Source organism: Roseibium sediminicola (assembly GCF_023156505.1).
In the GTDB taxonomy this organism is placed as follows: domain Bacteria; phylum Pseudomonadota; class Alphaproteobacteria; order Rhizobiales; family Stappiaceae; genus Roseibium; species Roseibium sediminicola.
Genome location: NZ_JALNMJ010000010.1, coordinates 198,216 through 219,122, shown reverse-complemented (window position 1 = coordinate 219,122; position 20,907 = coordinate 198,216). Strand labels below are relative to the sequence as shown.

Annotated in this window: 21 protein-coding genes; 5 read left to right on the top strand and 16 right to left on the bottom strand. The window is 62.4% G+C overall.

Going from position 1 to position 20,907, the window contains the following annotated elements; translation table 11 throughout:
* Nucleotides 1-265: 265 nt before the first annotated feature.
* The 6 genes from M0H32_RS15970 to M0H32_RS15945 form a co-directional block, all read right to left on the bottom strand.
* Nucleotides 266-838 carry a sarcosine oxidase subunit gamma gene (locus tag M0H32_RS15970; protein WP_248155759.1) on the bottom strand — a complete coding sequence of 191 codons (573 nt, stop codon included), beginning with the start codon at nucleotides 836-838 and terminating at the stop codon, nucleotides 266-268.
* Nucleotides 831-3,782, bottom strand: coding sequence for a sarcosine oxidase subunit alpha family protein (locus M0H32_RS15965; protein WP_248155757.1), 2,952 nt, complete (start codon nucleotides 3,780-3,782; stop codon nucleotides 831-833). Before M0H32_RS15965 ends, M0H32_RS15970 begins: the two co-directional genes overlap by 8 nt.
* Nucleotides 3,779-4,075: a sarcosine oxidase subunit delta gene (locus M0H32_RS15960; protein WP_248155755.1), complete on the bottom strand. Its 297-nt coding sequence runs from the start codon at nucleotides 4,073-4,075 to the stop codon at nucleotides 3,779-3,781. Before M0H32_RS15960 ends, M0H32_RS15965 begins: the two co-directional genes overlap by 4 nt.
* An 11-nt stretch (nucleotides 4,076-4,086) precedes the next feature.
* Nucleotides 4,087-5,358: a sarcosine oxidase subunit beta family protein gene (locus M0H32_RS15955; protein WP_248155753.1), complete on the bottom strand. Its 1,272-nt coding sequence runs from the start codon at nucleotides 5,356-5,358 to the stop codon at nucleotides 4,087-4,089.
* 71 nt (nucleotides 5,359-5,429) lie between these two features.
* The gene (locus M0H32_RS15950; RefSeq protein ID WP_248155751.1) at nucleotides 5,430-6,122 is read right to left on the bottom strand and encodes a hypothetical protein; all 693 of its coding nucleotides are present in this window, start codon (nucleotides 6,120-6,122) and stop codon (nucleotides 5,430-5,432) included.
* Nucleotides 6,091-6,930 carry a PhzF family phenazine biosynthesis protein gene (locus M0H32_RS15945; protein WP_248155749.1) on the bottom strand — a complete coding sequence of 280 codons (840 nt, stop codon included), beginning with the start codon at nucleotides 6,928-6,930 and terminating at the stop codon, nucleotides 6,091-6,093. The genes M0H32_RS15950 and M0H32_RS15945 overlap by 32 nt, the downstream gene beginning before the upstream one ends.
* 122 nt (nucleotides 6,931-7,052) lie before the next feature.
* Between M0H32_RS15945 and M0H32_RS15940 the strand changes: the two genes are divergently transcribed.
* Complete coding sequence (locus tag M0H32_RS15940) at nucleotides 7,053-7,508, top strand: Lrp/AsnC family transcriptional regulator (protein ID WP_248155747.1); 456 nt, start codon at nucleotides 7,053-7,055, stop codon at nucleotides 7,506-7,508.
* 32 nt (nucleotides 7,509-7,540) lie between these two features.
* Here M0H32_RS15940 and M0H32_RS15935 read toward each other — a convergent pair whose 3' ends face one another.
* The 4 genes from M0H32_RS15935 to M0H32_RS15920 form a co-directional block, all read right to left on the bottom strand.
* The gene (locus tag M0H32_RS15935; RefSeq protein ID WP_248155745.1) at nucleotides 7,541-8,593 is read right to left on the bottom strand and encodes a DMT family transporter; all 1,053 of its coding nucleotides are present in this window, start codon (nucleotides 8,591-8,593) and stop codon (nucleotides 7,541-7,543) included.
* 233 nt (nucleotides 8,594-8,826) lie between these two features.
* Nucleotides 8,827-8,976: a hypothetical protein gene (locus M0H32_RS15930; protein ID WP_248155743.1), complete on the bottom strand. Its 150-nt coding sequence runs from the start codon at nucleotides 8,974-8,976 to the stop codon at nucleotides 8,827-8,829.
* A complete protein-coding gene (locus M0H32_RS15925; RefSeq protein WP_248155741.1) occupies nucleotides 8,973-9,506 on the bottom strand; it encodes a HAMP domain-containing protein in 534 nt (177 codons plus the stop codon). Before M0H32_RS15925 ends, M0H32_RS15930 begins: the two co-directional genes overlap by 4 nt.
* 204 nt (nucleotides 9,507-9,710) lie before the next feature.
* A complete protein-coding gene (locus M0H32_RS15920; protein WP_248155739.1) occupies nucleotides 9,711-9,926 on the bottom strand; it encodes a hypothetical protein in 216 nt (71 codons plus the stop codon).
* Between the two features lie 598 nt (nucleotides 9,927-10,524).
* Between M0H32_RS15920 and M0H32_RS15915 the strand changes: the two genes are divergently transcribed.
* Nucleotides 10,525-11,802, top strand: coding sequence for a flavin monoamine oxidase family protein (locus M0H32_RS15915; protein ID WP_248155737.1), 1,278 nt, complete (start codon nucleotides 10,525-10,527; stop codon nucleotides 11,800-11,802).
* Between the two features lie 30 nt (nucleotides 11,803-11,832).
* On the opposite strand, the gene M0H32_RS15910 is transcribed toward M0H32_RS15915, so the two are convergent.
* The 5 genes from M0H32_RS15910 to M0H32_RS15890 form a co-directional block, all read right to left on the bottom strand.
* A complete protein-coding gene (locus tag M0H32_RS15910; protein WP_248155735.1) occupies nucleotides 11,833-12,996 on the bottom strand; it encodes a M20 aminoacylase family protein in 1,164 nt (387 codons plus the stop codon).
* A gap of 13 nt (nucleotides 12,997-13,009) precedes the next feature.
* The gene (locus tag M0H32_RS15905) at nucleotides 13,010-13,825 is read right to left on the bottom strand and encodes an ABC transporter permease (RefSeq protein WP_248155733.1); all 816 of its coding nucleotides are present in this window, start codon (nucleotides 13,823-13,825) and stop codon (nucleotides 13,010-13,012) included.
* Entirely contained in the window at nucleotides 13,825-14,553 is a 729-nt protein-coding gene (locus M0H32_RS15900) for an ABC transporter permease (RefSeq protein ID WP_248155731.1), read from the bottom strand. The genes M0H32_RS15905 and M0H32_RS15900 overlap by 1 nt, the downstream gene beginning before the upstream one ends.
* Before the next feature lie 73 nt (nucleotides 14,554-14,626).
* Nucleotides 14,627-15,340 carry a transporter substrate-binding domain-containing protein gene (locus M0H32_RS15895; protein WP_486660017.1) on the bottom strand — a complete coding sequence of 238 codons (714 nt, stop codon included), beginning with the start codon at nucleotides 15,338-15,340 and terminating at the stop codon, nucleotides 14,627-14,629.
* A 200-nt stretch (nucleotides 15,341-15,540) separates the two neighbouring features.
* A complete protein-coding gene (locus M0H32_RS15890) occupies nucleotides 15,541-16,314 on the bottom strand; it encodes an ABC transporter ATP-binding protein (protein ID WP_248155727.1) in 774 nt (257 codons plus the stop codon).
* Nucleotides 16,315-16,616: 302 nt separating this feature from the next.
* On the opposite strand from M0H32_RS15890, the gene M0H32_RS15885 reads away from it, so the two are divergent.
* Genes M0H32_RS15885 through M0H32_RS15875 form a run of 3 tightly spaced genes read left to right on the top strand, consistent with a single transcriptional unit; the run spans nucleotide 16,617 to nucleotide 20,074 of the window.
* Nucleotides 16,617-17,261 carry a TetR family transcriptional regulator C-terminal domain-containing protein gene (locus M0H32_RS15885; RefSeq protein ID WP_248155725.1) on the top strand — a complete coding sequence of 215 codons (645 nt, stop codon included), beginning with the start codon at nucleotides 16,617-16,619 and terminating at the stop codon, nucleotides 17,259-17,261.
* Nucleotides 17,262-17,273: 12 nt separating this feature from the next.
* Nucleotides 17,274-18,473: a pyridoxal phosphate-dependent aminotransferase gene (locus tag M0H32_RS15880; protein WP_248155723.1), complete on the top strand. Its 1,200-nt coding sequence runs from the start codon at nucleotides 17,274-17,276 to the stop codon at nucleotides 18,471-18,473.
* Nucleotides 18,461-20,074, top strand: coding sequence for a 5-guanidino-2-oxopentanoate decarboxylase (locus tag M0H32_RS15875; RefSeq protein ID WP_248155721.1), 1,614 nt, complete (start codon nucleotides 18,461-18,463; stop codon nucleotides 20,072-20,074). The genes M0H32_RS15880 and M0H32_RS15875 overlap by 13 nt, the downstream gene beginning before the upstream one ends.
* Here the strand turns inward: M0H32_RS15875 and M0H32_RS15870 are convergent.
* On the bottom strand, nucleotides 20,071-20,814 hold the full coding sequence (locus tag M0H32_RS15870; protein ID WP_248155719.1) for an SDR family NAD(P)-dependent oxidoreductase: 744 nt from the start codon (nucleotides 20,812-20,814) through the stop codon (nucleotides 20,071-20,073). The genes M0H32_RS15875 and M0H32_RS15870 overlap by 4 nt on opposite strands.
* Nucleotides 20,815-20,907 lie beyond the last annotated feature (93 nt).

Genomic DNA, 20,907 nt, shown 5'->3' with positions numbered 1-20,907 from the left:
TAGAGATCGTCTCCCTGAGGATCCAGGACGATGTTGTGCAGCTTCTCGCCGAAATACAGGCTGTCGACGCCGCCGCCGTTTCCGATGATGCCCGACGTGGACTTGTCGTCGTTGATGATGTCGGCGGGCCGACTGCCGTAGCGGGCACCGGGACATTTTATGCGGTAGGCCCAGTGAGCCGCGTTTCGGTAACGGTCTATCTTGGGAAATAGCTGGCAACGGTCAATCGAGTTCCTTCAGAAGGGAAGGCGCTCGCCATGCCCGCTTAAACCACCTCGGTGCCAAACTGCGCGGCGCTCTCCGTCAGCATCTCCCAGAGCGATGCCGCGAAGCTGCGCGGGAGCAGGAGATTGAAGCCGTCCTCGTCTCGCCAGAGCGTGACGCCGATATGGTGGAAGGCGGTCGAGGCGCTGGAGCCGGCAGGGAAGGCCGTCGCGGAGAGGTTGAGCGGCAGAAAGCGGTTCAGGAGATCGGCTGCGTTGGCTCCGCCGAGCCTGATCCAGGTTCTGGACGACGACAGGTCGAGGACGGCACCGGTCTCCGCGGGGAGAGACGGCAGGTCGGGAGGCGTGTCCCGGCCGATCAGCCACCATTTCAGCGGTTCCACCCGGAGCAGGGTGCCGTTGGGGCCAAGGGCCGCCTGACCCGGTGTGGGGGCAGCGTCGCAGCCGGCAAGGAGGGTAGCTTCCAGACCGACGGCCTGAAGGCTGTCCGGCCAGGCGGCGATCTGCGTCAGCGAGAAGGGATGAACCTCGGACAGGGTTACGCCGGCGGTGCCTTCCAGACCATAACGGCCCGGGGTCAGATGGCCTTTCAGGGCGGACATCAACTCAGCCATGCATTCTCACTCCTTGCGGGTCGACCATATGGGGCGACACGATTTCCACTTCGACATCGCCGGACCGGGTCGGATCGTTCGCAAGGACGGCTGTGCCCTGCCAGGCATCGACGCCGCCGGCAATGTAGCCGAGGCCGATCCAGTGGCCGAGGGCGGGCGAGTGGGTGACCGCCGTGATCCAGCCATCGCCAAACCCTTCGGGGTCTCCGGGCCGGCACAGGATCGAACCGCCGTTGAACCTTTGGCTCCGGTCCTTCGGGAAGATGCCGACCAGCTGCGGGCGGTCTTCCCTGAGGAGCTCCGGCCGCTGGCGCAAGGCGCTGCCGATGAAGGGCTTCTTGGTCGAGGCCATTTTGCCGAGGCCGGCATCGTCGATCGTGACACGGCCGTCCAGTTCGACACCGGTGACATGACCCTTCTCGATCCGCAGCGTGCCAAGCGCTTCCATGCCATAAAGGCACCCGCCAAGGGCCTCCGCCGTGGGCCACAGGAGATCCATCATGGCTTCGCCGGATGCCGCCGGCACATAAAGCTCGTAGGCGCGTTCCCCCGAGAAACTGATCCGGGCAATCAGGGCGTCGATGCCGCCTTTGAGCCGCACCCGGGCAACGCCCATGAAGGGCAGGGCCTCGTTGGAAATGTCCTCGCCCGTCTCAAGACAGGCGGCGATCGTCTCGCGGGATTTCGGCCCCGCGATGGAAACGCCCGCCCATTGGTCCGAGACAGAACTGACATGGACCTTCAGATCGGGCCAGCGGGTCTGCAGCAATTCGTCGAACCAGACCATCACCTTGCCAGCCTGGGCCGTTGTGGTCGTGGTCAGGAATTCGGTCTCGCCGAGCCGCCAGGTGGTGCCGTCATCCATCACCATGCCATCGTCGCGCAGCATGATGCCGTAACGGGCCTTGCCGACGGGCAGCTTGGCAAAGCCATTGGTGTAGACCCGGTTGAGAAATTCGGCCGCATCGGGGCCCTGCACCGCGATCTTGCCGAGCGAACTGACATCGCAGATGCCGACGGTCTCACGGACGGTCGCGGCCTCGCGCACATAGGCCTCGGCAATGGTTTCGCCTTGCCGTGCGAAATACCAGGGCCGGTGCCAGAGGCCTGCTTCGGTCATGGTCGCGCCGTAGCGCAGGTTCCAGTCGTGCAGCGGTGTCCGGCGCAGGGGCTTGAAGTGGCGGGCGACGTTGCGGCCCGACAGCGCGCTGATCGCGACCGGCGTATAGGGCGGACGGAAGCGGGTGGTGCCGACATCGGGAATGTCCTTGCCGAGCGCTTCGGCCATCAGGGCAAGGCCGATGACATTGCCCATCTTGCCCTGGTCGGTCGCCATGCCAAGCGTGGTGTAACGCTTCAGGTGCTCGACCGAGACAAAGCCTTCCTGCTGGGCGAGGCGGACATCGTCGCCGGTCACATCATGCTGGAAATCGACAAAGGCCTTGGACTGCCGGTTCGGAAGACGGACCTCGTAGAGCGGGGTGATCGGCGTCGTCCAGCCACCGGGGGCAAGGGTATCCGCCGCCTGGCCCATGGCCTTTTTGGCGGCCGCAATACCGGAGGCTTCGCAGGCCTCCCGTGTCCAGATGCCGGCGGAAGACCCCGCATGGAAAATCGGCTCACTTGTCTCTCCGGGCAGGAAACAGGCCTCTTTGGCGTCCCAAACCGGCTTGGCGCCGCGGTGAGAGGAAAGGTTCACCACCGGTGACCAGCCGCCGGAGACCAGCAGCAGGTCGCAGTCGAGCCGTTCCGCCTTCTGCCAGCTGGTACCGGCTTCGCGGGCAAGCTCGATGCCCTGCAGTCCGGATTTTCCAATGGCGCTGAGCGGTGCCATTCCGGTGCGGACCGTGACACCTGTTGGTGTTTCCGAGGATGGCTCCCTGCGGTAATCGGCAACCGTGACTTCTGCGCCGGCTTGGGCGAGTTCGGCCGCTGTGCCGTAGACGCTGTCATTGTTTGTGGCGATCACGATCCGCTCGCCGGGCTGGACGCCGAAACGGTTGAGATAGGCCTGGGCGGACGCCGCCGTCATGACGCCGGGCCGGTCATTGTTATCAAAGGCGATGGAGCGTTCCAGGGCGCCGGTCGCCAGGACGGTTGCGCCGGCCCGGACGGTCCAGAAACGCTGGCGCGGCAGGTGAGGGTCGGGGCGGGAGAGGTGGTCGGTGACTTTCTCAAGAAGACCGGCGGTGCCGTCGTCGTAAAGGCCGAATGCGGTGGTGCGGGTCATGATCCGGACACCGGCGGCGCGGACAGCCTCGACCAGATCGAGGCGCTGCTGTTCGGCTTCCGGGTCGTTCAGGTAGACGCCGCCAAGCTCGAAATCCTGTTCGACCAGGAGCACGTCGCGCCCGGCCTTGGCGGCGGTCAGCGCCGCATTGAGACCAGCCGGGCCGGATCCGACCACCAGCAAGTCGCAAAAGCCGTGGGCATGATCGTAAGTGTCCGGATCGGCTTCGCGCGAAGCGGTGCCCATGCCGGCGGCCTTGCGGATCAGTTTCTCATACTGCATCCAGAGGCCGGTGCCATGGCCCCATTCGAACGGCGGCAGCCCCATGAAGGTCTTGTAGTAGAAACCGGCGGCAAAGAAGCGGCTGAAGAGACCGTTTACCGCGCCAAGATCGAAACGCACATTCGGCCAGGCGTTCTGGCCCGAGGCGCTCAGGCCCTCGTAGAGCTCCTGCATCGTCGCCTTGACGTTCGGCTCCCGGCGTGCGCCTTCCCCGACCGTGACGATGGCCCCGGATTCCTCGACACCGGCGGACATGATCCCGCGCGGCCGGTGATATTTGAAGCTGCGACCGAGAACGCTTTCGCCATTCGCCATCAGGGCGGAGGCGAGCGTGTCACCGGCAAAGCCGGTCAGCGTCTTGCCGTCCCATCGGAAGTCGATCTGCCGGGTACGGTCAATGCGGCCGCCCGTGTCCAAACGCCGAGCCGTCATTGACCTGCCTCCTGTTCGGAGGAGAGCGCCGCCGCCAGGCCCGGATGGGCCGGCCGGACGGAATGAATTTCGTGGGTGAGCGTGTCGCGCTCGATCTTGAGCCACATGCGGCAGCCATGGACATGGTGCCAGGTTTCGAGCTGCACGCCGCAGATGTTGTCTCTCATGAACACCGCGTCGTGCCAGGCTTCCTTCGTTGCGTCGAGGGCCGGATAGTCGATCGAGCCGTCACCGCCATAGCTGAACTCGCTGTGGTCGCGCGTGCCGCAGAAGGGGCAATTAATTCGGATCATTTCTGCTTTCCCTATCCGTGCAGCTTCGGATCGGGGCCCGCGCCCCGTTCGTCGATCTGGAGGCCGCGCTCGAAGCGTTTCAGGTCGAAATTGCGGATCTTCTCGTGTGGGCGGTCATTGGCGATCAGGTCGGCGAAATACCAGCCGGAGGCCGGGGTCGCCTTGAAGCCGCCGTAGTTCCAGCCGGCGTTCAGGTAGAGATTGGAGAGCGGCGTCTTGCAGAGGAAATGCGTGCCGTCCATCGACATGTCGACGAGGCCGGACCAGTGGCGCAACAGCTTCACCCGGCCAAGGCACGGCAGGATCGACATGGCGGCTTCGGCCGTGTCCTGAACGATGGGCAGGTTGCCGCGCTGGGCATAGGACTTGTACCAGTCCAGATCGCCGCCAAAGACCATGCCGCCCTTGTCAGATTGCGAGATGTAGAAATGAGCGCCGCCGATGCCGAAGACCACGACCTGGTCGAGCAGGGGTTTCAAGGGTTCTGAGACAAAAGCCTGCAGCTTGTGGGACTCGATCGGCAGTTTGCCGAGCCCGGCCATGGTCCAGAGCCTGGAGGTGTTGCCGGCGACCGCAAACGCAACCTTGCCGGCTCGGATCGTGCCGCGGGAGGTTTCCACCGCGCTCACGCTGTCGCCTTCACGGGTGATGCCCTGAACTTCGCATTGCTGGAGAATATCGACGCCGTGCTTGTCGGCGCCCCTGGCATAACCCCAGGCAACCGCGTCGTGCCGGGCCGTGCCGGCGCGTTTTTGAACGGCGGCGCCCATGATCGGAAAGCGCGATGTCGGGGAATAGTTCAGGTGCGGGACCGCGCGTTTCAGCGTCGCCAGGTCCCAGATTTCCGCGTCCGGCGTTCCGGTCCGGCGCAGGATGTTGTAGTTGCGGGCCGCCGCATCGATTGCGCCGGGGCTGTGCAGCAGGGAAATGTGGGAGCGCTGGCTGAACATGACATTGTAGTTCAGCTCATGGCTGAGATTTTCCCAGAGTTTCAGGGAATGCTCGTAGAATTCCCGGTTTCCGGGACGGAAGTAATTCGAGCGCACGATGGTGGTGTTGCGGCCGGCATTGCCGCCGCCGAGCCAGCCTTTTTCCAGAACGGCAATGTTCTTCACGCCGTGGTTGGCGGCCAGGTAATAGGCCGTTGCCAGCCCGTGCAGCCCGCCACCGACAATGACGACGTCGTAATGGGGCTTCGGCTCGGGATCGCGCCATTGCCGGCTCCATCCCTTCTGGCCGGTCAGGCCGTTCTTGAAGACACTCCAGGCTGAAAATCGCGTCATTGTGTTTCCAAGGTTCTAGGGTCTGTGGACAATTAGGATTTGGTCTTGGTTTGAATGCAAATGGCTCGAGTTCAAGAAGCAAAGGCGCAGGAAGGGTCAGCCCTTTCAAGCCTTTGCGACGCCGAAATGAGCCATTTGCATTCAAATCCCCCATTCCCGATATCTGGGGGGACGCAGCGGATTTCGGTTTCGCGTGCGTCGGAAAATTCTTGTGGTGGGCAGCACCACAGCGAACTTTCCTTCTGCTCGAAGACCGAAATCCGGCAAGCGCCAAGACCAAAACCTAATTGTCCACAGACCCTAAGGTCAGGCAGGGAAATTGTACTGCACGGGCACAAGGAGGTGCTGGGGGCATTCAGATGATCCCCGAAACCGGTGATGTCGGCCAACCCTCCGGCCGGCAAAGAGCATTCGGCGTATTGGCCTGAAAAAGACGGTCTTGTCAGCTTGGTCATGATTCCGTACCCGGCGGGTTTTCGCCGGATGATACGGGTGCCGGGCCTTGTCGTGGTCAGTACTCCACCGCCATTTTCTATCACCAAAACGGTGTCAGGCGGGAAGATATCCTGATCGGGCGTGTCTGCGCTCTCAAAAAGACAGTGGCGGAAGCAGGAAATAGACGGATCTCGCCTGAATTCCGCATCAGCAGGAAAGTTCAGAAAGGAACGCCGGAGCAGGAGCCGGCTGGCCGCCTCCTGCTCCGGCGTTTTGTTGTTTCCTTCGGACCGGTTGTCAGCCGATTGCGCGGGTTCCGCCCGATACAAGAACTGGCGCGCCCTTTGTGCCGGTCAGTTCCACCTTGATGAGCGAGGGGCTGCCCATATCCTCGCCCTGGCGGATCGTGAAGGCGCCGCCATGGGGCCAGCCGGCATCCCGCAAGTAGCCGGCGAAGGCCGCTGCTGCCGCACCGGTTGCCGGGTCCTCGAGCACGCCGCCGGAGGCAAAGGCGTTGCGGGCGACGAAACTTTGATCCGCTTCGATGAAGACCAGCATGACGGTAACAAGTCCGTGCCTGCGCATGACGGCGCGGCCCTGGTCGAGATCATAGGTCATGGCGGCGAGCGCCGCGCGTTCCTTCAGGGGCAGCAAGATATGATCCGCGCCGCCATGAATGCGCGCCGGAGCCAGCCGCGGATCGAGATCCTCTTCCGTGAGCCCAAACAGGGCGAGCACATCCAGACGCTCTTCCAGCGAAATGGCCCGGCTGTGCGTCGGCGGGGACTGGAGCGTCGTGAGCATGCCGTCAGGTGTTTTTCTGGTGTCGACAGTGATTGAGGCGTTGTTGAGGGTCAGGGCAAACGTGCCGGGGCCGCTGTGCTGTCCAAGTGCCGCGCCAAGCGCGATCGTGGCGTGGCCGCAGAACGGGACCTCGGATTCGGGCGAGAAATAGCGGACGCGCCAGGCCTTGCCGGTGTCGTCCCGAGGAACGGCAAAGGCGGTCTCCGAATAGCCGACCTCGGCGGCGACGCGCGCCATGTCCTTTTCATCAGTGGCTTCCTGCAAGAGAACGACCCCGGCGGGGTTGCCGCCCGAAGCACCCAGACTGAAGGCTGCAATGCGTTGAATGTCCATGGAAATCTCCTGTGTTTGTTTGACAGGATTTTAGGGGCCGACTAGGCTTTTGTCCCAACGATCGCCATTGCATTTCAGGCAATACGCCTTCACATCAGTGCTGTCGGACCAAGGATACTTTCATGTCGAAACCGCTGGATCAGACGGATTGCGAGATCATCGAGGTACTCGAGGCTGACGGACGTATGAGTCTTGCGGACATCGGCAAGCAGGTCGGTCTGTCCGGTCCTGCTGTCGGGGAGCGACTGCGCAATTTACGGGAACAGGGCTATATCGCCGGCTTCGGCGCGAAGATCAACTTGCGCGCGCTCGGCTACACGATCCAGGCGCTGGTGCGGATCAAGCCGCGCAGTGGGCAACTTCATGCCGTCGAACGGATGATCGAGGAACAGCCCCGGTTCCTGTCCTGTGACAGGGTCACAGGGGACGATTGTTATGTCACGCGCCTGGCAATTGCCGACGTGGCCGAACTGGACGACATCCTGCTGCCGTTCCACGAACGCGCCGAGACACACACGTCGATCGTGAAATCCTCGATCTTCGAAAGCCGGTTGCCGCCCCTGCGCCCGGTGAAGTGACCGGTCTCCGTTCTCTTCGCAGCGACAACGCTTTATCGACGTATCACCATACGCTGCGCCGAGAGTTTCTTGCGTCCGGCGCGGGCTTCGCGAAGGGCGATGGTGAGGCCTGAGAGCAGGATGAGGGCGATGCCGATGCTCGCCAGAGCATCAGGTACGTCGCCCCATATCAGGACGCCCCAGGTCACAGCCAGGGCAAGGCTGGTATATTCGAAGGGGGCGACAACGCTGGCTGACGAGAGGCGGTAGGCCTGGCTGACAAGATAGCCGCCGATGGTGATGGTGACACCGGTGAAGACGATGAGCGTCAGTTCACGACTTGTCGGCAGAACCCAGGGACGCAACAGGAAATCGGCGGCCGGTCCGCCGGACCCGGCGAAGCGTCCATCTCCCAGAGCCGCCCCAAGCGCCAGCGACCCGGCAAGAAAGCCGACCTGCGCATAGAGGGCCATCGACAGGGTGCTTTCGCGCAGGCCCATGCCTCGCGTGATCGTCTGCATCACCGCATAGGCGGCGGCCGACAGGGCAGGCAGGATATAGACCCATTCAAAATCCGGCGATCCGGGGCGGATGATGAGAAGGACACCGCCAAAGCCGACCACCAGGGCAGCCCATCGGAAGGGACCGACATGGTCGCCGATGAAGATCGCCGAGAAGGCCGTCAGCAGCATGGGCGCAATAAAGAAAATCGCCGCGGTGTCGGCCATCGGCAGGGCCGCGAGAGCCGCGAAATAGGTGATGTTGGACACGGACACCGCCAGGCCGCGAAGCAGATGCTGCACCGGTCTCTCCGTTCGAAAGGCCGCCAACAGAGACTTGCCGCCGCGAAACAGCAGCAGCGTTAGAATGAGTGCGATCGCCGACCTGAGCGCGACTGCCTGATGCAGTGGGACGGTGGTCTGCGAAATGTGCTTCATCGTCATATCGCCGAGAGAGAAACTGACGACTGAACCGAGGATGCAGGCAATGCTGGTGACCGCAGGATTGCGATCCCAATTCTGGGCATTCAAGGTGGTCATGCCGGTGTCCGCGGAAGCGATGTTGGAAAGCAGCTCTGCCTCGCCGGCAATGGCCCGGAAAAGCATGACAGCATGCTAGGCGCATTCGGGTTTTTGTGCTTGCTGGATTTCCCCGAAAGGTGGTCAGAAAACGACGGAATCCTCCACAGGCGACGGTTTTCCTGCAGCGGTCCTAGTGGTGCTGACGCAATTTGACTAGCGGGCGCCTCAGGGAGAGGCTGGGGAAATGGCCAACTGTCTCGCCGGCAGGGGCCGGTCAAGAGGGTCTCGGGCCCGTTGACGGTCCAAGTGCCGGTTCTTCAGGCTGCTTTGGATGCCTGTGCGGCTTCGGCGCTCTCCAGGCCGGCTTCGCCGTCTCGGATCCAGACGATCCTGGCGGTGTTTGTCGTCCTGTCCGGGAAGATCAGCGTGACATCCTGCCCCTTGGCGAATTGGGGGAGGGCTTTCATGTGTAGAAGTTGAGACTTGATCTGACATCTCGGTAATCGTTCAGAACCGTTTCCATGTGGTTCTGACGCAGCCGTTCGCGCTCGCGATTGGTGTTTTCAAGCCGCTCGAACTGTTCCCGCTTGAGACCGTTCTCCTGGAAAGCGCACAAGGCAGCGCCGATCTCACCAACTTCGTCCGGCCGGTTCGCAAAGTCGATCGGTTGATCGTATAGGCCGGCACCGATCTGGCGGATGCTTTCCACGATCTTGTCGAGCGGGCGCATGACACGCCGGGTCAGAACCACGAAGTTGCCCGCCATCGCCACGGCCAGGAGAATGACAAATGCGATGGTAAAATACGTGTTCATGTCGGCAACCTGGTGCTCCGCCTGCACTTCCTCTTTCAGGTTGGTCAGGATCGCCTCAACGGCCTTGTTCTTGGCCTCGAGCATGCCCTCGACGTCCTCGCCGATTTTTTGCGTGACCGCATCGAAGTCACTCATCATCTTGTTGCCGGCTTCCGGGCCGCCGTCGATATAGGCCTGAGCCATGCGCTTGCCGGTTTCGTAAATGGGGCCGAAACTGTTCGAAGCGGATTGCAGCGCCGCGTCGATTTCGTTGAGACTCCTATCTTTGGCAAGCGTTCTGTCCTTGGCGACATCTTCGTCGAAGCGGTCGGCGTAGACTTCGGCTTCGTCGAACCCGTCATTCAGGCCGTCCAGGCCACGTGTCGCGGAAATATCGGTCAGCCATTGCTACACCTGGGCCACATCCAGCTGGACCTGTTTGATGAGGTTCGTCAGTTCGACCGCCGGTCCTGCAGTCGTTATCGCGTCGTTCAGGGCAATCTCTGATGTGCGCTGAAGTCTGTTTGTGCTCCAGGCGGAGAAAAAGACATAGGCGAGGATGACTGCGGAAATCCCGGCGAGCGAGGCTTTCAGGGTTGTCGAGATCGACATGGATATCAGCATTCCAGGCTCCAACTTCAGTTCGTTCCGCTTGAAGGTCAATCCGGTAGAGACGCGCCAACGTTTATTCCCATTGCCTAGCATTTGCGGCGGTGTCTCTAGGAAAGTTTCCGTGTCATTGATCAAATATCTGTTGAGTATTCGGTTACTCCTCAAGATGTGCGCTGCTAATACATAAGAGTGTTAGTATTTCCAATGAATGTGTGCGTGTGGTGTGGTTTACGCTGGAGGGCGTGTTGATTTTCGCCATTTCTTGAGCGTGCTGAAGCGTCTCGCAGTGTCAACCGCGATGGAAGCGAGTGCGGAGCGCTGCAGCGTTGCCCTCTGCTGCAGCCTCTCATGATTATCCGGGCTGGTCCGGCAAGAACACCGGAATGCAGATAGTGGTGCGTGGAACCGAGGGGGCGTTCCCCTTAAACACCTTTGCGGCGCATCCGTGCCTGACTGAACCGGTACGCCTTTCGGCACACTCAAACCGGCCGAGGGGCGGTGGGTCAATCCTTCAGGGTTCTCGGGCGTGCGCTGCCGTTTGCACCGGCTCTTGTCTAATGGCAAATTTCCCTCCAATATTGAATGAACGTTCAACCAAATAGGATGCGAGATGACGTCTGATTGTGTTGTGATCGGAGCAGGATATGCAGGGCTGAGCGCGGCTGAAATGCTCATCAACGAAGGGTGGAGCGTGCGCGTCGTCGAGGCGCGGGAACGCGTTGGCGGACGAACGCACTCACTCGTCAACGGTTTGGGCGAACGGGTGGACATCGGCGGTCAGTTCGTTTCCGACGAGATGCCGTATGTGCTCAATATGATTGACCGGTTTGGTGGGTGCCTGATTGAACCAGAAATCACCTCCGGCGCTGCCGTTGGCCTGCCCTTTCCCGACGACGGATCCCATTTTTCGGAGGCCTCCCGGCTTTATTACCATCAGTTGCCGACGACGGCGCAATTGTCAGCGGAGGTGGGCGGTCTTTCGCTTGCCGGCTGGCTGGCGCGAACGATCGCGGATGAAGGCGTGCGCAGCGCGGCCCGCTCGATGGCCGAGTGCGCCAATTGCATCGATGCCGAGATATTGCCGTTGAAGGAACTCTTACGCATGCGCGATGCGGGACCCGACGGCTTTACCGAAATGCAGTATTTCGTGGACGGAAGCCTGCACCGGATTGCCGAGCTGCTGGCGGAGAAACTCGGCTGCGTCGATTTTGGGAGGCCGGTCCGTTCCGTAACGCGGCAAGGCGACAGGTTCCGGGTCGAGGCGGGCGACGACGTCTACGAGGCTCGCACGGTTCTTGTGGCCACCTCGCCGTTGCAGGCACGCGAGATGGCGTTCGAGCCGGCGCTCCCGGTGGATCTGATGCGGGCGCTTCAGGCCTTTCATCCAACGGATACTTTCAAGTTCCTGATCCGATATGACAGGGCCTTCTGGCGGGAGAGGGGGCTCAGCGGGCTGTGCCAGTGGAGCGAGCCTTCGGGAATGTGGTTCGGCGATTCCAGTTTTTCTGCGGAAAAGCCCATGCTGGTCGGCTTCGCGGGCGGTCCCGGCGCGGCAGCCTTGCGTTTGCTATCGGCCCGGGATCGGCGCGCGAAAATCCTGGAGGATCTCGCCAAAGCGCTGGGCGCGGAGGCCGCCGCGCCGCTTGACTATGTCGAACGGGACTGGGCCGCGGATCCACTCGGCACAGGAGGCTACAATGCCTTTGCCGCAGGGCCGCATGCGGAGGGAGCGGTGGAGCGGATCCGGCGCGGCGAAAACGGTCTTGCCTTTGCCTGTACGGAACTTGCCACCCGGTTTCCCGGGTTCGTGGAAGGCGCGATCCGGACCGGCCGTGACATGGCAGCGCACCTGATGGAAACGAGTGCAGGCCGGCGACGGTCCGCATGAGCGCCGCCAGGTTATTGCGACGCGTCGCCGCTATGCGCCTTTCAGAAAATCCTCGGCAAGTTCCACCCAGAAGGTGGCACCGACGGGCAGGATGTCATCGTTGAAATCGTATTTGGGATTGTGCAGCGCCGGATCGTTGCCGGTCCTGGCCGTACCGAGCATGAAATAGCTGCCAGGAACCTCTTCGAGGAAAAACGCGAAATCCTCGCTGCCCATGAAGGGGCGGGCGAGGTCGGTGACCTTGTCGGCGCCGGCGAAGCGCGTGGCGAGCGCACGCAGGTAGTCGGTTTCGGCCTTGTGGTTGACCATCGGTGGATAACCGCGCTCGTAATCGATTTCCACATGCATGCCATAGCTTGCTGCCTGACCTTCCGCGATCAGGCGGATGCGGCGCTCCAATTCGTCGCGGACATCGCTGTCTAGAGCTCTGACCGTCAGGTTCATCTCGGCGCGTTCCGGGATGACGTTGCTGGCGACGCCGCTGTGGAAGGCGCCGACGGTAACCACCGACCCCTGGAGCGGGTGGATGTTGCGCGAGGCGATGGTCTGCAGCGCCATGATGATGCTGGCGCCGCAGACGATCGGGTCGGCGGCGGCTTGCGGTTCCGCGCCATGTCCGCCTTGTCCGATGACCGTGATCTTGCATTCGTCGGCCGCCGCCATCATCGGCCCTTCAAGGAAGGTGAACTGGCCGAAGGGCAGGGACGGCTCGTTATGCAGGCCAAACACCGCGTCACAGGGGAAGCGCTCGAACAGGCCGTCCTCCATCATCAGCCGGGCGCCGGCAAGATTTTCCTCGGCCGGCTGGAAAATGAGGTGGAGCGTGCCGTCGAACTGACGGCGTTCGGCCAGCATCTTCGCGGCGCCGAGCAGCATTGCGGTGTGGCCGTCATGACCGCAGGCATGCATCACGCCCGGATGGGTGCTGGCATAGTCGACGCCGGTCTCTTCCTGGATCGGAAGGGCGTCGAAATCGGCGCGGATGCCGACGCTTCTGGCAGACGTGCCGTTTTTAAGGGTCGCCACGATGCCGGTCTTGGCGATCCCTCTTGTGACCTCATAGCCCATGTCCGTGAGCGCCTCGGCGACAAAATCCGATGTCTTGAATTCGGAGAGGCCGATTTCCGGGATCTGATGCAGGTGCCGCCGGGTGGCGACAAGATCGGGCATGATATTCGAGGTCTGAAGGGTCATTTGGGTTTTCGTTCTAAGCGCCGCGGCTGGGGATCCTGTTTTCCAGGAAACGGAACAGCAATACCAGAATCCCGGTCAGGCACATATAGATTAGTGCGAGCAGCAGGAGGGGCTCATAGGTGAGATAGGTGTCCTGCCGGACCCTTGAAATCACCGCGTAGACATCGACCACGGTGATGGTGGCGACCAGCGGGGTCGATTTCAGCTGCAGCACGGTTTCGCCGCTCAAGGTGGGCAGGGCGCGGTAGAAGGCGCGCGGCAGCCAGATGCGGCGGAACATCGTAAACCGGCCCATTCCGAATGCGCGGGCGGCTTCCAGTTCGCCGCGGGGCACGCCGGCAAAGGCGCCGCGCATGACCTCGCCCTCATAGGCCGCAAAGGAGAGCATCAGGGCGGTAAAGCCATAGGGCCAGGCCTGGCGCAAATAGGGCCAGAGCTCCGATTGGCGGATTTCAGGGTACTGGGCGAAGACCGAGCCGAGGCCATAATAGAGCAGCCACAATTGAAGTAGCAGGGGCGTGCCTCTGATCAGGGTGCAGAACCCGCGCGCCAGCCAGGCCAGTGGCCAGGGCCCGGTAACCTGGACAAGGCCGAGCGGCAGGGCGAGCAGAAAGCCGACGGCGGCGGTCGAGAACAGCAGGAACAGGGTCTCGCCGATGCCTTCGATCAGCTTCCACTGGTATTTCGGCAACCAGTCCCAGCGCATGAACCAGACGACGCAGAAGACAATCGCCGCGAAGACAGCGAGCAGGAAGATCCGGTGCGGCTCCAGGAGGCGGCGCGGGGGCGGCGGCACATAGGCCGGCATGGTCACTTTGGTGTCGCTCATCAGACCGGCCCCGCGATGCCGCGCCTTGCGCGTCTTTCAATGCGCGCAATGACCTGGTTGGAGACAAGGGTGAGCGTCAGGTACATCACACCGGCCGTACAGTAGAACAGCATATAGGCCTTGGTGCTGCCTGCGGCTTGCCGGGTCACGAGCGTCAGCTCCGAGAAACCGACCACGGCCAGAAGCGCCGTGTCCTTGGTGGCGATCAGCCAGAGGTTGGAGAGGCCCGGAATGGCATAAGGCAGCATGGCGGGCAGCGTGATGCGGCGCAGCGTCTTGAAGGGCGACATGCCATAGGAGCGCGCGGCCTCGATCTGACCGGAGGGAATGGCGTTGATGGCTCCGCGCAGCACTTCCGTGGAATAAGCGCCCTGAACCACGCCGATGACGAAGATGCCCGCGGCCAGGCCGCTGATGTCAACGCGCGGCAGGCCGACCATCACCAGGAGCGCGTTGACCGCGTCGGTTCCGGCATAATAAAGCAGCAGGATCAGAACCAGTTCGGGCACCGCGCGGATGACGGTGGTGTAGATTTCGAGAAGATCCCTCAGAATTGGGCCGCCATAGAGCTTGCCGAAGGCACCCGCAACACCAATCACAAGGCCCAGCGCGTAACCGCCGACCGCAAGCTGCAGAGACGCAGCGAAGCCTGCCAGCAAGACCCCGCCCCAACCTGGAGGCGACAGGGCAAGCAGATCGAGATTCAGAAAACCGGAGTCGGCAGCCATCGGCGGCGGTCACCCTCTTGGGAAAGACATGCCGGTCCGCACCGAGGCGCGGACCGGTTTGAGGAAGGGGCGATCAGCCGCCGTAGATGTCGAAGTCGAAATACTTCTTGGAGAATTCCTCATAAGTGCCGTTGGCGCGGATCGCCGCGATGGCCGCGTTGATCTTGTCCTTCAGCTCGGTGTCGCCCTTGCGCAGGCCGACGCCGACACCAGCGCCGAGGATGGCCGGATCGTCGGCAACGTTGCCTTTCAGCTCGCAGCAGGCACCGGCATCGGATTTCAGGAAGGCGTCAAGCGCAATCGCATCCGCCTGGACGGCGTCGAGACGGCCGGCGGCCAGGTCCTGGTTGACCTCGTCCTGGGTCTGGTACTGCTTGATCTCGTCCGCGGTCTCGCCGAAATACTTGTCGGCATAATCGGCATGGATGGTGGAGACCTGAACGCCGAGGATCTTGCCGGAGAGACCTTCCGGAGTGGCTTCGAAGTCGTCGCCCTTGGCGCCGATGATGCCGGTCGGAGTATTGTAGTACTTGTCCGAGAAGTCGATGGTCTTCAGCCGTTCTTCGGTGATCGACATGGAGCCGACGATCATGTCGATCTTTTCAGACGTCAGGGCCGGAATAATGCCGTCCCAGGCGACCGGGGTGATGACGCAGTCGAGCTTGGCTTCGGCGCAGATCGCTTCCATGAACTCGACTTCCCAGCCGACCCACTTGCCACTGGCATCCGGAGAGGTGAAGGGCGGATAGGGTTCGGCGGCGACGCCGACCTTGACTTCCTCGGCCATGGCGCCTGTGAAGCCGGCGGTGGTCACTGCCGCCGCCACGAATGCTGCTTTGACAATCTGTTTCATGTTGTTCCCCTGTTTTCGGTTTTTCCGCCGGTGGTTCCGGCCATTCCAGCCCGCGTCGTTTTCACGTACACGGGACCTTTCTTTCGTCGGTTCAATCCTGGTTGCGGCCTGTTCCTCCGGGGCCATTCGATTTTCTAATGGATCGAACTGATGAACTTCTTCAAGCGCTCCGACTTCGGATCGCCGAACACCTGCTCGGGCGGTCCCTGTTCCTCGATGATGCCGTTGTCCAGAAAGATGACGTGGCTGGCAACTTCGCGGGCGAATTTCATCTCGTGGGTAACCAGGATCATTGTGCGGCGTTCGCGTGCCAGATCGCCGATGACGCTCAGAACCTCGCCAACCAGTTCCGGGTCGAGCGCCGAGGTCGGCTCGTCAAAGAGCATGGCGAGCGGCTGGACGGCAAGCGCCCTGGCGATGGCGGCGCGCTGCTGCTGGCCGCCGGACATGAAAGCCGGGTAAGCATCCTGTTTTTCGTGAAGGCCGACGCGGCGCAGAATTTTCTCGGCGATCGAGACCGCCTCGTCGCGCTTCATGCCGAGCACATGGATCGGAACTTCGATCACGTTCTGCAGCACTGTCATGTGTTGCCACAGATTGAAGCTCTGGAAGACCATGGCAAGCTGGCTGCGAATGCGCTCGATCTGGCGGCGGTTGGCCGGCCTGAGGCCGTGATGGCCGTCATCCCTCAGGGCGATCTCTTCGCCGTGGACGGTGACCGACCCCGCGCTGGGCAGTTCCAGCATGTTGATGCAGCGCAGGAAGGTGGATTTGCCGGACCCGGACCCGCCGATGATGGCGATCACGTCGCCCTGCCGCGCTGTCAGCGAAACGCCCTTGAGCACTTCCAAGGGTCCGAAACGTTTAAAGAGGTCGCGCACCTCGATGGCTGGCGCCGCTGTGTCCATCCTACCGCCATTGCCCGGCTTTTGCCGGTGCTGTTGTTGCAACTGTTCCCCGCTGGCCAAGCTGTTTTTTCCGGTGCGGGGCCAGCTCACCGCCCGGATCATTTGGTCAGCTTTGCACTTGTCTCGTAATTATTCAACCGTATAATAACAAAAAAATCAAACCGGTGCGCAAATCGCCGGCGGTTGGCGGAGGACACCAAAATGGCGCGGAAAACGAGAGGAATGCCAACGTTCCCCTGTCGGATGTACTGCGCCGGACTGGTGTTTCTTGCTGCCACCTCATCGATTGTCCGGAGCCGTCCATGAGCCGCCGCCCGTTCCATCGCGCAGGCGAGGACGTTCGCCGCCACGATCTGATCGCGGCGACGCTCGACTGTATTTCCGAGAGCGGCCTGCAAGGTGCAACGGTGCGCCAGATCGCTGCGCGCGCGGGCGTGACGCCAGGTCTGATCCGGCACTATTTTTCCAGCAAGGACCAGATGCTGCAGGACGCCTACCGGGAAGTGATGACCGGGATGACGTCGGCTGTTGTCGCAGCTGCCGACGGGGACCAGCAAAGCGCGCGGGAAAGGCTGCACGACTTCATTGTCGCCAACCTGACGCCGCCGGTCGCTGACGGCCGCAGGCTATCGCTCTGGGCGGCGTTCATCTCACATGTGCGGGTCGATCCGGCTTTTGCCGAGATCCACAGGGAGAGCTATCTGGCCTTCCGGTCCGCACTTGAAGAACTGCTTGCCGAGGTGCTGGCGGAAGCGGGCGAAGAACCGGCTCCGCAGCGTTGCCGCGAACTTGGCATTGCCATCAACGGCGTCATCGACGGCCTCTGGCTGGAAGGCACCCTGGTCGGCGATCTTTTCACCGACAATCCCTTGCCGGGCATTGCGATCCGATCCGCGGAAGCCCTTCTAGGCGGCATCGTTCTTGCCCAGGACACCCCCTCAAGCTGAAAGAGCTGAACCATGCGTTATGCGTCGATCACCGATCGTCTGGCCCATCTGGGCTCGGGAAAATGGACCGTGCATCTCAAGGCACGCGAGATGATGGCCAAGGGGGTGCCGGTCATCGAGCTGACGATTGGGGAACCGGATATCATGCCCGACACAGCCCTGATGGACGAGGCTGACCGGGCGATGCGAGCCGGCCGGATCCGTTATTCCAACGGCCGGGGCGAGCCGAGCGTTGTCGCCGCGCTGACCGAGAAATACCGGCAGCGCCGGGCGGATGTCACCGAGCGCAACATCCTGTGTTTTCCAGGCACCCAGACGGCGCTCTTCGCGGTCATGCTTGGACTTGTCGAAGGCGGCGATGCCGTTCTGGTCGGCGATCCGCTCTATGCCACCTACGAGGGCGTGATCGCGGCGACAGGTGCAAAGATGGTGCCGGTGCCGCTCCGGCCCGAGAACCGGTTTCACCTTCAGGCCCAGGATCTGGAAGAAGCCGTGACGCCGGAGTGCCGGGTCTTGCTCTTGAACACGCCGCACAATCCAACCGGCGCGACCTTGTCCAGGGAGGAGATCGCCGCGATCGGGGAGGTCTGCCGCCGGCACGACCTCTGGATCGTCTGCGACGAGGTTTACGAGAAAATCATCTTTGACGGTGCGTTTGCCTCGCCCTTCGACCTTGCCGAACTCGCGGACCGGACCATCGTCGTGTCGTCGATCTCCAAGTCCCACGCGGCGCCGGGTTTCCGCTCCGGCTGGGCGGTCGGGCCGGAAGAGTTTTGCGACCGGCTGCTGGCCGTCTCCGAAACCATGCTGTTCGGTGGCCAGCCGTTCATTGCCGACATGACGGCCAAGGCCGTATCAGGTGACTTCGATACCGCAGAGCGGATGCGCGCTAGCTACATCCGGCGCACAAACCTTATCCTCGACCATCTGGCCGGCCATGGGGCGTTGAAACCGATGCGACCGGAAGCCGGCATGTTTCTGCTGATCGATGTCAGCGCCACAGGTCTGGACGGAGAGGCCTTTGCGGCCCGGCTTCTGGAGGAAAAACAGGTTGCCGTGATGCCGGGCGCGTCCTTCGGCGTGCAGGCGGCCGGGTTCATCCGCCTCTCCCTGACGGTGGCGGACGAGGTTCTGTCGGAAGCCGCGGACAGGATCGCCGTCTTTGCCGACGGTCTTGAGGCAGCAGAAGGAAAACAGCAATGGGCGTCGTGACACGCACGGTGGGCGAGGCCCTGATCGACATTCTGGAAGCCAACGGCACCGAAGTCGTTTTCGGCATTCCGGGGGTTCATACGGTTGAACTCTACCGGGGACTGTCGAGCTCCCCAATCCGCCACATCACGCCGCGCCACGAGCAGGGCGCCGGGTTCATGGCGGATGGTTATGCACGGGTGACCGGCAAGCCCGGCGTTGCTCTGGTGATCACAGGACCGGGCCTGACCAACACCATCACGGCCATGGCGCAGGCCTATCAGGACAGCGTTCCCATGCTGGTGATCTCCGGGGTCAACCGGCGCGACAGCCTCGGCCACGGCACCGGCAAGCTGCATGAGTTGCCGGACCAGCAGGCCATGATGGCGACGCTCGCCCTGATGTCGCACACGTTGCTCGAGCCGGACGATCTGCCGGAGGTGATGAACCGGGCGTTTGCCATACTGCAGTCCCGCCGTCCCGGGCCGGTGCATATCGAGATCCCGACAGACGTGATGGCACAGCGCATTTCGATTGGTGACATCCGTCCTGTTCAGGTCAATGGTCCCCGCGCGGCGGCCGCCGACGTTGCCGCTCTTGCGGCCGCTTGCCGGCTGGCGCTGCAGCCGACGATCCTTGCCGGTGGCGGAGCGGTGTCGACAGCCGACGAGATCAGAACCCTGGCGGAGTTCCTTGACGCACCGGTGGTCACTACGGTCAACGCGCGCGGCATCATGGCAGGTCACCCGCTGTCTGTGCCGGCAAGCCCAAGCCTGGAGCCGGTTCGCGAGTTGCTGGCTGAGTCCGACATTGTCATCGCGCTCGGCACGCAGATGGGCCAGACGGATTACGACATGTATGCCGATGGCGGCTTTCCGGCACTTGAAAACCTGATGCGGGTCGATATCGATGCCGAACAGCTGACCCGGGGGACTTCAGCGTCCCGGTCGATCCTCTCGACAGTCGAAAATCTCCTGGATGACCTGCTGCCTCAACTCGAAGGGCTGAACGCTTCGAATGACGGTGCCGGACGGGCCGAGGCCTGCCGGAATTCCGTGGTGACCGGGTTTGATGCCAAGGCGCATGCGGAATTCGCTGTTCTGGAGACCATCCGGGAGTCTCTACCGGGCTGCATCATTGTTGGCGACAGCACCCAGGCAATCTATTCCGGCAATCTCTATTTCGAGGCGGACCGGCCGCGTGGCTGGTTCAACGCGGCGACCGGCTTCGGAGCGCTTGGCTATGGCCCGCCCGCGGCGATCGGCGCAAGCATCGGCGAACCGGAGACCCCCGTGGTCTGCATTGTAGGCGATGGCGGTCTGCAATTCTCACTTGCCGAAATCGGCTCGGCCAAGGATTGCGGTGCCAATGTGATCTTCCTGGTCTGGAACAATGACGGTTATGGAGAGATCCGCAGCTTCATGGAAGACGCGGGCATCGTGCCGGAAGGCGTGACGCCCAGCGCGCCGGATTTCCTCAAGATTGCCGAGGCCTATGGCGTGCCCTCAAAGCGGTTGAGCGATGTGGCCGAGCTGGAAGAGGTGCTCAAGCGGATGGCGTCCGAATCTGGTCCAGGCCTGATCGAAATCCACGAAAGGGGGACGAGTGGGGCGACGGCCTAAAGCGCGAGAACTCCGCCGTCGACGGCGATGGCCTGGCCGGTGAGATAGGTGTTGCCCGGGTGGAGCAGGGCAAGCATGGTCTCGACGATTTCCGAAGGCTGCCCCAGGCGTTTCATGGGGACGCCCGCGGCAAGGAAGTCCTCCTTGTCGGCGAAACCGCTCTCGGTCATCAGCGGGGTCGGGCTGAAGAAGGGGCATATCGCGTTGACGCGGATGCCCTGGCGGGCAAATTCGACGGCGGCCGTCCTGGTCAGGCCGATGACCGCGTGTTTGGCGGCGGCATAGGCGGCCAGTTTCGGCGCGGCGTTGAGGCCGGCGACCGAGGCGACGTTCAGGATGGCTCCGCCCTTGTCCCGCATCAGCGGGATCTGGTGTTTCATGCCGAAGAAGACCCCTTTGGTGTTAACCGCGAAACACCGGTCGAGGTCGTCTTCCGTGGTGTCCAGAAAGCTTTTCATCGGCGGCGCGAAGCCGGCATTGTTGACCGCCAGGTCCAGGCCGCCGAATGCGTCTTCGGCCCGTTGGCAAAGGGTGCGCACTTCGTCTTCCCGGGAGACATCACAGCGCAAGCCTTCAGACCGACCGGGCAGCGCCGAGGTCAGATCATCGAGGCCGGATGTGTTGATGTCGCCGAGAACGAGATTGGCGCCGAGCCTTGAGAGTTTCTCGGAAAGCAACCTGCCAAAGCCACTTGCAGCGCCCGTGATCAATATGGTCTTTCCGGAAAATTCGGATGTCATCGGTTGCTCCCTCCAACTGACGACAGTTGTAAGCGGAGGGCGGCCGGAAAGACAATCAAGCTTATTCCGGTTTTCCCTGTGCCGCGCGTCACA

What these genes read in the sequence shown, in the direction of transcription:
- M0H32_RS15925 (WP_248155741.1), bottom strand. Translation starts at nt 9,506, where the DNA reads ATGGCTCAGGCCTATATCGACGGCGGCCCGGAAGCCGGCAACAAGATG.
- M0H32_RS15935 (WP_248155745.1), bottom strand. Translation starts at nt 8,593, where the DNA reads ATGCTTTTCCGGGCCATTGCCGGCGAGGCAGAGCTGCTTTCCAACATC.
- M0H32_RS15965 (WP_248155757.1), bottom strand. Translation starts at nt 3,782, where the DNA reads ATGACGGCTCGGCGTTTGGACACGGGCGGCCGCATTGACCGTACCCGG.
- M0H32_RS15910 (WP_248155735.1), bottom strand. Translation starts at nt 12,996, where the DNA reads ATGACCCTTCAGACCTCGAATATCATGCCCGATCTTGTCGCCACCCGG.
- M0H32_RS15915 (WP_248155737.1), top strand. Translation starts at nt 10,525, where the DNA reads ATGACGTCTGATTGTGTTGTGATCGGAGCAGGATATGCAGGGCTGAGC.
- M0H32_RS15875 (WP_248155721.1), top strand. Translation starts at nt 18,461, where the DNA reads ATGGGCGTCGTGACACGCACGGTGGGCGAGGCCCTGATCGACATTCTG.
- M0H32_RS15895 (WP_486660017.1), bottom strand. Translation starts at nt 15,340, where the DNA reads ATGGCCGAGGAAGTCAAGGTCGGCGTCGCCGCCGAACCCTATCCGCCC.
- M0H32_RS15870 (WP_248155719.1), bottom strand. Translation starts at nt 20,814, where the DNA reads ATGACATCCGAATTTTCCGGAAAGACCATATTGATCACGGGCGCTGCA.
- M0H32_RS15900 (WP_248155731.1), bottom strand. Translation starts at nt 14,553, where the DNA reads ATGGCTGCCGACTCCGGTTTTCTGAATCTCGATCTGCTTGCCCTGTCG.
- M0H32_RS15945 (WP_248155749.1), bottom strand. Translation starts at nt 6,930, where the DNA reads ATGGACATTCAACGCATTGCAGCCTTCAGTCTGGGTGCTTCGGGCGGC.
- M0H32_RS15920 (WP_248155739.1), bottom strand. Translation starts at nt 9,926, where the DNA reads ATGCTGATATCCATGTCGATCTCGACAACCCTGAAAGCCTCGCTCGCC.
- M0H32_RS15885 (WP_248155725.1), top strand. Translation starts at nt 16,617, where the DNA reads ATGAGCCGCCGCCCGTTCCATCGCGCAGGCGAGGACGTTCGCCGCCAC.
- M0H32_RS15960 (WP_248155755.1), bottom strand. Translation starts at nt 4,075, where the DNA reads ATGATCCGAATTAATTGCCCCTTCTGCGGCACGCGCGACCACAGCGAG.
- M0H32_RS15905 (WP_248155733.1), bottom strand. Translation starts at nt 13,825, where the DNA reads ATGAGCGACACCAAAGTGACCATGCCGGCCTATGTGCCGCCGCCCCCG.
- M0H32_RS15940 (WP_248155747.1), top strand. Translation starts at nt 7,053, where the DNA reads ATGTCGAAACCGCTGGATCAGACGGATTGCGAGATCATCGAGGTACTC.
- M0H32_RS15955 (WP_248155753.1), bottom strand. Translation starts at nt 5,358, where the DNA reads ATGACGCGATTTTCAGCCTGGAGTGTCTTCAAGAACGGCCTGACCGGC.
- M0H32_RS15970 (WP_248155759.1), bottom strand. Translation starts at nt 838, where the DNA reads ATGGCTGAGTTGATGTCCGCCCTGAAAGGCCATCTGACCCCGGGCCGT.
- M0H32_RS15880 (WP_248155723.1), top strand. Translation starts at nt 17,274, where the DNA reads ATGCGTTATGCGTCGATCACCGATCGTCTGGCCCATCTGGGCTCGGGA.
- M0H32_RS15930 (WP_248155743.1), bottom strand. Translation starts at nt 8,976, where the DNA reads ATGAAAGCCCTCCCCCAATTCGCCAAGGGGCAGGATGTCACGCTGATC.
- M0H32_RS15890 (WP_248155727.1), bottom strand. Translation starts at nt 16,314, where the DNA reads ATGGACACAGCGGCGCCAGCCATCGAGGTGCGCGACCTCTTTAAACGT.